General features: G+C 40.2%; 10 protein-coding genes. 9 read left to right on the top strand and 1 reads right to left on the bottom strand.

Going from position 1 to position 13,237, the window contains the following annotated elements; all coding sequences use genetic code 11:
• The 8 genes from murD (at window position 1) to lpxC (ending at window position 9,610) form a co-directional block, all read left to right on the top strand.
• A complete protein-coding gene (gene murD / locus ED622_RS09605) occupies window positions 1-1,326 on the top strand; it encodes a UDP-N-acetylmuramoyl-L-alanine--D-glutamate ligase (RefSeq protein ID WP_122033670.1) in 1,326 nt (441 codons plus the stop codon).
• A 2-nt stretch (window positions 1,327-1,328) separates the two neighbouring features.
• Window positions 1,329-2,531, top strand: coding sequence for a cell division protein FtsW (gene ftsW / locus ED622_RS09600; protein WP_122033669.1), 1,203 nt, complete (start codon window positions 1,329-1,331; stop codon window positions 2,529-2,531).
• The gene (murG, locus tag ED622_RS09595; RefSeq protein ID WP_122033668.1) at window positions 2,515-3,579 is read left to right on the top strand and encodes an undecaprenyldiphospho-muramoylpentapeptide beta-N-acetylglucosaminyltransferase; all 1,065 of its coding nucleotides are present in this window, start codon (window positions 2,515-2,517) and stop codon (window positions 3,577-3,579) included. Before ftsW ends, murG begins: the two co-directional genes overlap by 17 nt.
• Before the next feature lie 17 nt (window positions 3,580-3,596).
• Entirely contained in the window at window positions 3,597-5,060 is a 1,464-nt protein-coding gene (gene murC / locus ED622_RS09590) for a UDP-N-acetylmuramate--L-alanine ligase (RefSeq protein ID WP_122033667.1), read from the top strand.
• Between the two features lie 226 nt (window positions 5,061-5,286).
• Entirely contained in the window at window positions 5,287-6,027 is a 741-nt protein-coding gene (locus ED622_RS09585) for a cell division protein FtsQ/DivIB (RefSeq protein WP_254052619.1), read from the top strand.
• A gap of 14 nt (window positions 6,028-6,041) precedes the next feature.
• Window positions 6,042-7,304 (top strand): cell division protein FtsA, encoded by a 1,263-nt coding sequence (ftsA, locus tag ED622_RS09580; RefSeq protein WP_122033665.1) that lies wholly within the window; start codon window positions 6,042-6,044, stop codon window positions 7,302-7,304.
• Window positions 7,305-7,336: 32 nt separating this feature from the next.
• A complete protein-coding gene (ftsZ, locus tag ED622_RS09575) occupies window positions 7,337-8,587 on the top strand; it encodes a cell division protein FtsZ (RefSeq protein WP_122033664.1) in 1,251 nt (416 codons plus the stop codon).
• A 105-nt stretch (window positions 8,588-8,692) separates the two neighbouring features.
• Entirely contained in the window at window positions 8,693-9,610 is a 918-nt protein-coding gene (gene lpxC, locus ED622_RS09570; RefSeq protein ID WP_122033663.1) for a UDP-3-O-acyl-N-acetylglucosamine deacetylase, read from the top strand.
• Window positions 9,611-9,705: 95 nt separating this feature from the next.
• On the opposite strand, the gene ED622_RS09565 is transcribed toward lpxC, so the two are convergent.
• Complete coding sequence (locus ED622_RS09565) at window positions 9,706-10,173, bottom strand: DUF721 domain-containing protein (RefSeq protein WP_122033662.1); 468 nt, start codon at window positions 10,171-10,173, stop codon at window positions 9,706-9,708.
• Window positions 10,174-10,508: 335 nt separating this feature from the next.
• On the opposite strand from ED622_RS09565, the gene secA reads away from it, so the two are divergent.
• The gene (gene secA, locus ED622_RS09560) at window positions 10,509-13,232 is read left to right on the top strand and encodes a preprotein translocase subunit SecA (RefSeq protein WP_122033661.1); all 2,724 of its coding nucleotides are present in this window, start codon (window positions 10,509-10,511) and stop codon (window positions 13,230-13,232) included.
• The last annotated feature ends 5 nt before the right edge of the window (window positions 13,233-13,237 follow it).

Raw genomic sequence — 13,237 nt, 5'->3', positions numbered from 1 at the left:
ATGACTGGTTTTGGTGGTGTTAAAAATGTTGTTGTTGTTGGGTTAGGTATGACAGGCTTATCTGTTGTTAAGCATCTACTACGACAGCCTGAAGCGTTAACAATAAAGGTTATTGATACTCGTGATACACCGCCAGGCCAAGAACAATTGCCTGAACAGGTTGAGTTACACGCCGGTGGTTGGCAGCAAGAGTGGCTTTTAGAAGCAGATCTTATTGTAACCAACCCAGGTATCGCACTAGCCTCACCACAATTACAACCTGTGATAGAGCAAGGCACGCCTGTTGTTGGTGATATTGAGTTGTTTGCTTGGGCGGTTACGGCACCAGTAATTGCCATTACGGGCTCAAATGGTAAAAGTACCGTCACAGATTTAACCGGTGAAATGGCTAATGCTGCCGGTGTTAAAACGGCAGTGGGTGGTAATATTGGTTTTGCTGCTTTGGATCTTTTAGAGCAAGACGCCGATCTTTATGTACTTGAGTTATCAAGTTTTCAACTCGAAACGACCTCATCATTAAAACTAAAAGCGGCAGCATTCTTAAATTTATCTGAAGACCATATGGATAGATATCAAGGAATGGCCGATTACCGTCAAGCTAAGTTACGTATTTTTGATCACGCAGAAGTGTGTATTGTGAATCGTGATGACAGAGCTACCTATCCAGACACACAAGATAAAACCGTTAAGAGCTTTGGCTTTGATCAAGGTGATTATGGTTGTATCGAATTAAATCAAACTCATTACTTAGCAAAAGGTTCAACAAAAATTCTTGCAACCAATGAATTGGGTTTAGTGGGTAAACACAATATAGCCAATAGCTTAGTTGCGATTGCTTTGTTGGATGCGGTTGGAATTAATCTTGATTTAACCCTAGAAACATTAATAACTTACAATGGATTGACACATAGATGCCAAGTTGTCGCTGATAATCATGACATTCGTTGGGTCAATGACTCTAAAGCAACGAATGTGGCAAGTACATTAGCCGCATTGTCTGGTTTGAAAATTGATGGCAAATTACATCTGTTGGTCGGTGGTGTTGGTAAGGGTGCTGATTTCTCAGAGCTAGCACCAGCATTAAAAGCATTAAATGTAATGATGTATTGCTTTGGGGAAGATGGAAATCAATTCATTCCATTGGATCCTCGTTCTTGTTTATGTAAAACAATGGATGAAGCAATTGAAACGCTATTTCCTACGTTAAGCGCTGGTGACATGGTGATGTTATCTCCAGCATGTGCGAGTTTTGATCAGTACGCAAATTTTATGGCTAGAGGTGACGCGTTCACTCAACTAGCAAAACAATATTCAACTGAGAGTTAATTTTGATAATTGATCGTATTAAACAATGGACATCTCCTGTTCAAGAGTGGTGTTTAACCCCGTCACCTAAAGTGATGTTTGATCGTCAGTTGATTTGGATTGCTCTTGCTTTGATGTTGACCGGCCTTGTTATGGTAGGTTCTGCATCGTTCCCTATTAGTACTCGCTTAACAGGTCAGCCATTTCATTTTATGATGCGACATATGTTGTTTGTATGTTTGGCGTTGGGTGCATCATCAATAGTATTGCGTATTAAATTAGATGACTGGTTGAAGTACAGTAGTCACCTATTATTGATTTCTTTTTTGTTATTGGCTGCTGTTTTAGTGGTGGGTAAATCCGTTAATGGTGCAGCGCGTTGGTTGCCGTTAGGGATCTTTAACTTACAACCTGCAGAGGTTGCTAAACTCTCTTTATTTGTCTTTATTTCTGGTTATCTTGTTCGTCGCCATGGTGAGGTGAGAGACAGTTTTAAAGGATTTGTAAAACCGTTAGTCGTTCTTATTGGTCTTGCTTTTTTCTTACTGCTACAGCCCGATCTAGGGACAACAATCGTAATGTTTGTTACCACTATCGGCATGCTATTTATTGCAGGCGCTAAGTTGTGGCAATTTATAGCGTTAGTGATGAGTGGTATCTCATTAGTTATCGTATTGATTGTGGCTGAACCTTATCGTATGCGTCGTGTCACCTCTTTCTTAGACCCATGGCAAGATCCGTTTGGCAGTGGTTATCAGCTAACTCAATCGCTAATGGCATTTGGTCGAGGTAGTTGGTTTGGTGAGGGATTAGGTAACTCAATTCAAAAATTAGAGTATCTTCCAGAAGCTCATACCGACTTTGTGTTTGCGGTAGTGGCTGAAGAGTTAGGATTCGTTGGTGTTACTCTTGTCCTTGTTTTGATTTTTTCCTTAGTATTAAAAGCACTGCTTATTGGACGTAAGTGTCTACAACATGATCAGCGTTTTGGTGGTTTTTTAGCTTTTGGTATCGGCATTTGGTTTGCGTTTCAAACGTTAGTTAATGTTGGTGCGGCAGCGGGTATTGTGCCAACGAAAGGATTAACGTTACCTCTTATCAGTTATGGCGGTTCCAGTTTAATTATTATGTCAGTAGCAGTATCTCTGCTTATTCGTATTGATCATGAATGTCGCGTCTTTTTAGAAAACGAGCCTCCACGGAGCGAAAATGAAGAACAAAAATAAACGTTTATTAGTGATGGCTGGTGGTACTGGCGGTCATGTATTTCCTGGGTTAGCAGTAGCAAAACAGCTACAAAGTGAAGGATGGGAAATTCGCTGGTTAGGTACAGAAGATAGAATGGAAGCGGATTTAGTACCCAAACATGGTATTGAAATCGACTTTATCAAAGTAAAAGGCTTACGTGGACAAGGTTTTAAAAAGTTGCTTGCTGCACCGTTTCAAATATTGGGCGCGATCTCTCAAGCTAAAAAGCATATCAAAGCATGGCAGCCTGATGTTGTACTTGGAATGGGAGGGTACGTAAGTGGCCCTGGTGGTATTGCTGCTTGGTTATCTGGTATCCCTGTTGTATTGCATGAACAAAATGCCGTTGCTGGCTTAACCAACCAGTGGTTATCTAAAATTGCTAAACGTGTATTTCAAGCGTTTCCGGGTGCTTTTCCAAATGCAGACGTCGTTGGTAATCCAGTAAGGGAAGATGTATGTCAATTGCCTCATCCAAGCGAACGATTTGCTGAACGTAGTGGCCCTATTCGTGTATTAATCATGGGAGGTAGTCAAGGTGCCCGTATTCTTAATACGACATTGCCAGAAGCATTGCCAAAACTGAATCACTCTGTTGAAATTTGGCATCAAGCAGGCAAAGGCAATCAAGAAACGGTTTATCAAGCATATTGTGATAATGGAATGACAGACGCGAACGTAACAGAGTTTATTGATGATGTTGCTGCGGCTTATGCATGGGCTGATTTATTGGTGTGCCGTTCAGGTGCGCTAACGGTATCTGAAGTTTCAGCTGCTGGTGTTGGCTCTGTATTTATTCCCTTTATGCACAAAGATCGTCAACAAGCATTAAATGCGGATCACCTTGTACAGTGTGGCGCAGCGCAAATGATTGAACAACAAGATTTAACAGTTCGGGGTTTGGTTGATACACTGAATGGTTTAGAGCGAAAAGAATTATTAGAAATGGCATGTAATGCTCGTAAGGCAGCCATTATTGATGCTGACGTACGTGTTGCCAGTGCGATTAAAGACCTCGCAAAATAGAAGAATTGAGATTTAGAATGATAAAAGATCAGAAACTGCAATTAGCTGAAATTAGAACCATGATCCCTGAAATGCGCCGTGTAGAATGCATTCACTTTGTTGGTATTGGTGGCGCAGGCATGAGTGGTATTGCCGAAGTACTTTTAAACGAAGGCTATAACATCAGTGGTTCAGATATGGCTGAAAATACAGTCACTGTTCGTTTAGCTCAAAAAGGCGCAACGATCTTTTTTGGTCACCAAGCAAGCAATGTAGAAAAAGCCAGTGTTGTTGTGGTATCTACCGCGATTGATCCAATGAATCCTGAAATTGTAGCTGCGAAAGAAAACCGTATTCCAGTGATCCGCCGTGCAGAAATGTTGGCCGAGCTGATGCGTTACCGTCATGGTATTGCGGTTGCCGGAACTCACGGGAAAACAACGACTACAGCATTAACGACTCAAATCTACTCAGAAGCAGGTTTGGATCCAACGTTTGTTAATGGTGGTTTGGTTAAAAATGCAGGTACAAATGCACGTTTAGGTTCTAGTCGTTTTCTTATTGCAGAAGCCGATGAAAGTGATGCTTCATTTTTGCACCTTCAACCAATGGTTAGTATTGTTACTAATATCGAAGCTGACCACATGGATACCTATGGCGGTGACTTTGAAGTATTAAAACAAACGTTTATTGATTTCCTTCATAATCTGCCGTTTTATGGTCAAGCGGTAATGTGCATTGATGATGATGTGGTAAGAGAGCTATTACCTCGAGTCAGTCGTCAGGTTATTACGTATGGTTTTTCAGAAGATGCGGATGTTCGTTTAGTTAACTATCGTCAAGTTGCTCAACAAAGTTTCTTCACAGTACAAAGAAAAGATCGTACTGATTTAGATATTGTTCTTAATATTCCAGGAAAGCATAACGCCTTGAATGCAACTGCTGCGATTGCAGTGGCAACAGAAGAGGAAGTAGAAGATGAAGCAATTCTATCCGCACTGTTGAATTTTGAAGGCGCAGGTCGTCGTTTTGACCAATTAGGTGAATTTGAAACGGGTAATGGTTCTGCAATGTTGGTGGATGATTATGGTCATCATCCAACAGAAGTTGATGTAACGATAAAAGCTGCCCGTGCAGGTTGGGCTGATAAGCGTTTAGTTATGATCTTCCAACCGCATCGTTATAGCCGAACTCGTGATTTATATGATGATTTTGCGAATGTATTGGATAATGTAGACGTTCTTATCATGCTTGATGTGTACTCTGCAGGTGAAACCCCAATTGTAGGTGCCGATGGTCGAGCATTATGCCGAACTATTCGTGGCCGTGGAAAAATTGATCCTATTTTTGTGCCAAATATAGAAGCGTTACCACCAGTATTAGCTAATATCATTCAAGAAGGTGATTTAGTCCTGACACAGGGTGCTGGTGATGTTGGTAAACTAGCAAAACAGCTAGCTTCATTAGAGTTAAATATTGAAACAATGAAAACATTAGGGTAATAATTGTTTAATTAGTTAGAACTTCTAATAAAAACACGAATAATGAGATAGAATCCTCATTGTATTAATAATATCCTATCAGAAACTGGGATAGAGGGTTTTTGCACCCTATAGTTATTAGATGAATTTATTTTAATGCCATCAAAACGCAGTCATTTTATGTAATATAAAAGTGATGACGAGATTTTGGCTCTGTTGTGAAAATAATATGATTAAGACGGTCAAAATGAATACTTCATTTGATAAAGAAAAAATAAGAAAACACCTGCCAGGTGCGCTTTTTCTTTCTTTGGTTGTGATGATTTCATTATGGCTGGTTGCCTCAACGATAAGTTGGATGACAGATGAAGATAGATTGCCTTTATCTCATATGATTATCCAAGGGCAGTTGAAGCATATTACGGCAGATGATATTCGTGAAGCGATAGACTCAATGGACTCTATTGGGACCTTCATGACGCAGGATGTTAATAAGTTGCAAGATGCCTTATTGTCTTTGCCGTGGATCGCTCAGGTTTCTGTTCGTAAGCAATGGCCAGAAACGATAAAAGTGTTTGTGGTGGAAAACCAGCCAGAAGCAACATGGAATAATAAAGTCATTGTTAATCCTGAAGGTGTAGTTTTTAATGCACCAATGAGTGATTTATTAGAACCTAAACCTGCGTTATTTGGTCCAGAAGCAAATAGTAAAGAGGTGCTCGATTTTTGGCATCAGTTACAGGCTCAATTTAAAGTAATAAATACAACAGTGCATAGTGTTGCATTAACTGAACGTTTATCGTGGCAGGTTGTATTGGATAATGGTATTCGACTAGAGCTTGGTCGTGATGCCCGAGAAGAAAGAGTACAGCGTTTTATTGCTTTATATAAGCAATTAGATGATAAAAAGAATTCGATAGATTATATAGATCTTCGTTATGATACTGGCGCTGCAGTTGGGTGGAAGCCTGATAATGTAGAAGATTAAAGAAGAGAATTGACATGAGTAAAACGCCAGAAGGCAGTATTATTGTTGGTTTAGACATCGGTACAAACAAGGTCTCAGCACTAGTAGGCGAAGTTTTACCTGATGGCCAAGTGAGCGTTATTGGCTCTGGTTCATGTCCCTCTCGCGGAATGGATAAAGGTGGCGTTAACGATCTTGAATCGGTAGTTAAATCGGTTCAAAGAGCGATTGACCAAGCTGAATTGATGGCAGAGTGCACCATTACCTCTGTGTTTATTTCTTTATCGGGTAAACACATTGCTAGTCAAATAGAGAAAGGTATGGGATCTATTTCTGAAGAAGAAGTAACCCAAGATGATATGGATAGTGTAATTCATACCGCTAAATCAGTTAAGATTGGTGATGAACAACGCACACTACATGTTATCCCTCAAGAATTCTCTATTGATGTTCAAAAAGGTATTCGTAATCCTATTGGGTTATCGGGTATGAGAATGGAAGTGAGTGTTCATCTTATTACCTGCCATAATGATATGGCGCGTAATATCGTTAAAGCGGTAGAGCGTTGTGGCTTAAAAGTTGAACACATCATCTTTTCTGGTTTAGCATCAAGTAATGCAGTGATTACAGAAGATGAGCGAGATTTAGGTGTTTGTGTCGTTGATATCGGCGCCGGAACAATGGATATTGCGATTTGGACAGATGGTTCATTGCGCCATGCAGAGGTCCTTCCTTATGCTGGAAATGCAGTAACAAGTGACATTGCTTACGCTTTTGGTACGCCATTCAACGATGCTGAAAAATTAAAAGTAAAATACGGTAGTGCCATTAGTGAACACATTAATCGTGATGAAACGGTTAACGTACCGAGTGTTGGCGGTCGACCTTCTAGAAGTTTACAGCGAAGAATGCTAGCAGAAGTGATTGAACCAAGGTATTCTGAGCTACTCGGGCTTGTAAACCAGCGTGTTCTTGCTATTCAAGATAAATTACGCGCTGAAGGTACAAAGCACCATCTTGCCGCAGGTATTGTATTAACTGGTGGCGGATCACAAATTAATGGTTTGGTAGATTGTGCTGAGCGCGTGTTCCAGACCCAAGTTAGAATAGGCCAACCTTTAGAGGTAACAGGCCTAACAGATTACGTAAAAGAGCCTTATCAAGCAACAGCGGTAGGGCTTTTGCATTACGGTAAAGAAAGTCAATTACATGACGATGAAGATTATGTGCCGAATAAGCAGCAATCTTTTACAACTGTAATGAAGAAATTTAAAAATTGGATACTAAAAGAGTTTTAACCTGAGCGAACAGGAAGAAACGGAGAGAACAGATGTTTGAGCCGATGATGGAAATGTCCGACGAAGCAGTAATTAAAGTAGTCGGTGTAGGTGGTGGTGGCGGTAATGCTATCGAGCACATGGTACGTGAGTCAATTGAAGGTGTTGAATTCATTAGTGTAAATACTGATGCGCAAGCTCTTCGTAAGACTAGTGTAAATACAGTTATTCAAATTGGTGGAGACATCACAAAAGGCTTAGGTGCAGGTGCAAACCCGCAAGTTGGTCGTGATGCTGCGCTAGAAGATCGTGAAGCAATTAAAGAAGTATTAGCTGGTGCCGATATGGTATTTATCGCAGCTGGTATGGGTGGTGGTACTGGTACAGGTGCTGCGCCAATTATTGCTGAAGTTGCAAAAGAATTAAATATTCTAACGGTTGCTGTTGTAACAAAACCGTTTAGTTTTGAAGGACGTAAACGTCTTGCTTTTGCTGAGCAAGGTATTGAAGAGTTATCTAAACACGTTGACTCATTAATTACGATTCCAAACGAGAAATTGTTAAAAGTACTTGGCCGCGGGATTACATTATTAGAAGCATTTGCAAAAGCAAATGATGTTCTTCGTAATGCGGTTCAAGGTATTGCTGAGCTGATTACACGCCCAGGTATGATCAACGTCGATTTCGCCGATGTTCGTACAGTTATGTCTGAAATGGGACATGCAATGATGGGTAGTGGTATTGCAGTCGGTGAAGACCGAGCTGAACAAGCTGCAGAAGAAGCGATTTCAAGTCCATTACTTGAAGATATCGATCTTGCTGGTGCTCGTGGTGTTCTTGTTAACATTACTGCTGGCCTTGATATGCGCCTTGATGAGTTTGAAACTGTTGGTAACACAGTAAAAGCTTTTGCATCTGATAATGCAACAGTGGTTATTGGTACTTCTCTTGACCCTGATATGACGGATGAAATTCGAGTAACTGTTGTTGCTACGGGTATTGGTTCTGAAAAAAAACCAGAAATCACGTTAGTAACAAATAAAACAACGACAGCTCCGGCTCAGTCAGCACCTGCAGCACAACCGGTAGTTCAAGCATCTGTTCAAGCGAAAGCTCCAGTTGTTGAGCCAACGGTTGAGAAAGCGGCACAAAATGTGCAGGTAACTAAATCAGCAGCACCGCAAACTACACCATCAACGTCGCCAGCGGCAGGTGTTCAGAATGCTGGTGCAGCGCAAGCTAAGCCAGATCAGAAAGAAGATTATTTAGATATCCCTGCGTTTTTACGACGTCAAGCTGACTAATTAATCATCAAACGATTTGGTTTTATAGAAAATTGTGTGCTAGAATATCAGACCAGTTCTTAGAATTGGTTTGAAATCAAGCATATTTATAGTTGAGATGAGCATATGATCAGACAACGTACACTGAAAAGTATCGTACAAATGACAGGCGTGGGTTTGCACTCAGGCCGTAAGGTCACGCTTACTCTTCGTCCAGCAGCAGCAAACACAGGTGTTATTTATCGTCGTACCGACCTTAACCCACCTGTTGATTTCCCTGCGGACCCAGAGTCAGTACGCGATACAATGCTATGTACAGCGTTAGTTAATGATGAAGGCGTAAGAATCTCAACGGTTGAACACTTAAATGCTGCATTGGCAGGCATGGGCATTGATAACGTAGTTATCGAAGTTGATGCTCCTGAAATTCCAATTATGGATGGCAGTGCAAGTCCTTTTGTATATCTTTTACAGTCAGCGGGTATTGAAGAACTTAATACAGCGAAGAAATTCATTCGTATTAAGAAACCTGTTCGCATTGAAGATGGTGATAAGTGGGCAGAAATTCGTCCTTATAACGGTTTCCGCTTAGATTTTACTATTGACTTCAATCACCCAGCAATTGACTCAGATGACCAAAAGTTAGTGTTTGATTTTTCAAGCCAATCGTTCATCAAAGATATCTCACGAGCTCGTACTTTCGGGTTTATGCGTGATATCGAGTACTTACAATCGCAAAACCTATGTTTAGGTGGTAGCTTTGATTGTGCAATCGTACTAGATGATTACCGTATTCTAAATGAAGACGGATTACGTTTTGATAATGAATTTGTAACGCATAAAGTTCTAGATGCTGTGGGTGACCTATATATGTGTGGTCATAGTATCTTGGGTCAAATAAGCGCTTATAAATCAGGTCACGCTCTGAATAATCAGCTACTTCGTGCTGTTCTTGCCGATCAAGAAGCATGGGAGTGGACAACCATTGAAGATGAACAAGAATCACCAGTTGCATTTATGCAGCCAGGAATGGTACTTGCTTAATCCATCATAAAATTAAAAAGCCAAGCATTATGCTTGGCTTTTTTTTGTCTGTAATATTTCTATTTCTATTTCTATTTCTATTTCTATTTCTATTTCTATTTCTTATTTGCTAATGCAGCTAAGCTCTCTAATCTCTTTTTAAGTTTTGGTGATGCAGTCTCTGCGACCATTTCCAATGCACTTGCTGCTGCTGCCGATAATTCTCGCTTTGCTTGTTTTTCAGTTTTGTACACCGCCGGCTTTTCACCAACAAAAGATCGAGCAAGATCCGGATTGATTTTAATTTCTAGATTCGATAATCCAGGTAATCCATGGCGGCGAAAAGCAGATAATATGGCTAATCTTTCATAGTTTATTCGTGTTGCCCAAACGCTACCCGAGACTTCGATCACTAAAGATCCTTGGCGGTAATTTGCCACGCGGCAATGATCTTCACAACCCGCGGGTAACGCATCTTTTAGTACATGCGATAATTTAGATAGAATAATCGCCTTTTCTTGAATATCTTTAAAGCGAGTATTATTAAAAAAATCATTCGCAGGCTGGGGTCTGTGGTCTCGCATCGTTAGTAATTCTCATATATAGAGTGCTATTTAATAGGCTAACACCAAAGAAAAAGTCATAAATGCCAATTAGATCTGAATTTTTCAGAATTGAAATCAAACTCTACGGATTTAGCTTAGGATTGCTTTACATTATCGCTTATACTTTCCTAATTATTACTTATGATGACTAGCAACACAACTATCATGATAGGCCTTGAAAAATCAAAGTCGAATCCCCATAAGATAAGTATATAAAGAAGTTTTTTTCTTAGAGTAATTTCTCTAGGTGATTGATTCACATTTCAGATAAACCGATCAGAAATGATCATAGAGATAAGAGAAGCAACGGAATCATGTTTTCTAAAATTCTAACAAAAGTTATCGGTAGCCGTAATGATCGTACATTACGTAAGCTACGTAAAATCGTAGATCAAATTAATAAACTCGAACCACAATTCGAATCATTACAAGACGAAGAATTAAAAGCGAAAACAATCGAGTTCCGTGCACGTTTAGAGCAAGGTGAAGATTTAGATAGTTTACTACCAGAAGCGTTTGCGACGGTACGTGAAGCATCTAAACGTCTGTATGGTATGCGCCACTTTGACGTTCAAATGATTGGTGGTATGGTTCTGAACGATAGCCAAATTGCAGAAATGCGTACTGGTGAAGGTAAAACACTAACAGCAACTCTACCATGTTATTTAAATGCATTAACGGGCAAAGGCGTTCACGTCGTAACGGTGAATGATTACCTTGCAAAGCGTGATGCTGAAACTAACCGAGAGTTATTTGAATTCTTAGGCATGACTGTTGGTATCAACGTGCCAAACATGCCACCTCAAGAGAAAAAACAAGCGTATTTATGCGATATTTTATATGGCACAAATAACGAATTTGGTTTTGACTATCTACGTGACAACATGGCTTTCCGTGCTGAAGATCGTGTTCAACGTGAACGCTATTTCGCAGTAATCGATGAAGTGGATTCAATCTTAATCGATGAAGCTCGTACCCCTCTTATCATTTCTGGTCCTGCGGAAGATAGCTCTGCGCTTTATACGCGAATTAATACACTGATCCCTCAACTTGTGAAACAAGATGAAGAAGACAGTGAAGAGTATCGCGGTGAAGGTCACTACACATTAGATGAAAAAGGAAAACAAACGCACCTGACTGAAAACGGTCAAGAGTTTGTTGAACAGCTATTAAAAGATGAAGGTTTAATGGAAGCGGATGATACCTTGTATTCTCCAGCTAACATCAGCTTACTTCATCACATCAATGCAGCATTACGTGCACATGTATTGTTTGAAAAAGACGTGGACTACATTGTAAAAGACGATGAAGTTATCATTGTTGATGAGCATACTGGTCGTACAATGCCAGGTCGTCGTTGGTCTGAAGGTCTACACCAAGCTGTTGAAGCAAAAGAAGGTGTTAAAATTCAGAACGAAAACCAAACATTAGCATCAATCACTTTCCAAAACTTCTTCCGTCTATATGACAAACTGTCAGGTATGACGGGTACAGCTGATACGGAAGCTTTTGAATTCCAATCTATTTATGGTCTTGATACGGTAGTAATTCCAACTAACCGTCCAATGACTCGTAATGATATGGGTGATTTAGTCTACATGACAGAAGCAGAAAAATTTGCAGCTATCATTGAAGACATTAAAGGTTGTTCTGAACGTGGTCAGCCAGTATTGGTTGGTACCGTTTCGATTGAAAAATCAGAACTGCTTTCAAATGCATTGAAAAAAGCAAAAATTAAGCACAACGTACTTAATGCTAAATTCCATGAAAAAGAAGCAGACATCGTTGCGAATGCAGGTACAACAAGTGCGGTAACTATTGCTACTAACATGGCAGGCCGTGGTACGGATATCGTTCTTGGTGGTAGCTGGCAGGCAGAGCTTGCTAAAATAAACGAACCTACTGATGCACAAATCCAAGAAGCGAAAGCTAAATGGAAAGAAGCTCACGATGCAGTACTTGCCGCTGGTGGCCTTCATATTATTGGTACAGAGCGTCATGAGTCTCGTCGTATCGATAACCAATTACGTGGTCGTGCTGGTCGTCAAGGTGATGCGGGTTCTTCACGCTTTTACCTATCAATGGAAGATGCTCTAATGCGTATCTTTGCTTCTGATCGTGTATCTAACATGATGAAAAAGTTAGGTATGGAAGAGGGTGAAGCAATTGAACATCCTTGGGTAACAAAAGCGATTGAAAATGCACAACGTAAAGTTGAAGGTCGTAACTTCGATATTCGTAAGCAATTGCTTGAGTACGATGATGTTGCCAATGATCAACGTAAAGTCGTTTATGAGCTGCGCGATGAGCTGATGAATGTTGATGATATTAGCGAGATGATTGCTTATAACCGTCAAGATGTTCTTGAAGGGCTATTTGGTCAATATATTCCTGCACAGTCATTAGAAGAAATGTGGGATGTTGAAGGGTTAACAACACGTCTACGTGCTGATTTTGATTTGGATATTCCAATTCAAGAGTGGTTAGATAGCGATGATAAACTTCATGAAGATAATCTACGTGAAAAAGTGATTGAAACTGCGATTCAAGTTTATAAAGATAAAGAAGAATCTGTTGGTGAATCAGTTCTGCGTAACTTTGAAAAAGCAGTTATGCTACAAACACTTGATGGTTTGTGGAAAGAGCACTTAGCGGCGATGGATCATCTTCGTCAAGGTATCCATTTACGTGGTTATGCTCAGAAGAACCCGAAACAAGAGTACAAGCGTGAATCGTTTGAGTTGTTTGAAGGCTTACTTGATACGTTAAAATTTGATGTGATTTCAATTTTAAGTAAAGTGCGTGTACAACAACAAGAAGATGTTGAGCGCATGGAAGAGCAACGTCGTCAACAAGCGGAAGAAATGACTCGTCGTCAGAAGCTGCAGCATCAAAATGCTGAAAGCCAATTAGACGATGGTGAAACGGCAGAAGAAGCTCATACACCAATGGTTCGCGATGAGCGAAAAGTAGGGCGTAATGAAGTTTGTCCTTGTGGCTCAGGTAAAAAATACAAACAGTGTCACGGTAAAATCTAGTTGAT

Source organism: Aliivibrio sp. EL58 (assembly GCF_900312675.1).
In the GTDB taxonomy this organism is placed as follows: Bacteria; Pseudomonadota; Gammaproteobacteria; order Enterobacterales; family Vibrionaceae; genus Aliivibrio.
Note: the sequence above shows the minus strand (reverse complement) of the source record. Positions and strands in the feature narration are given on the sequence as shown.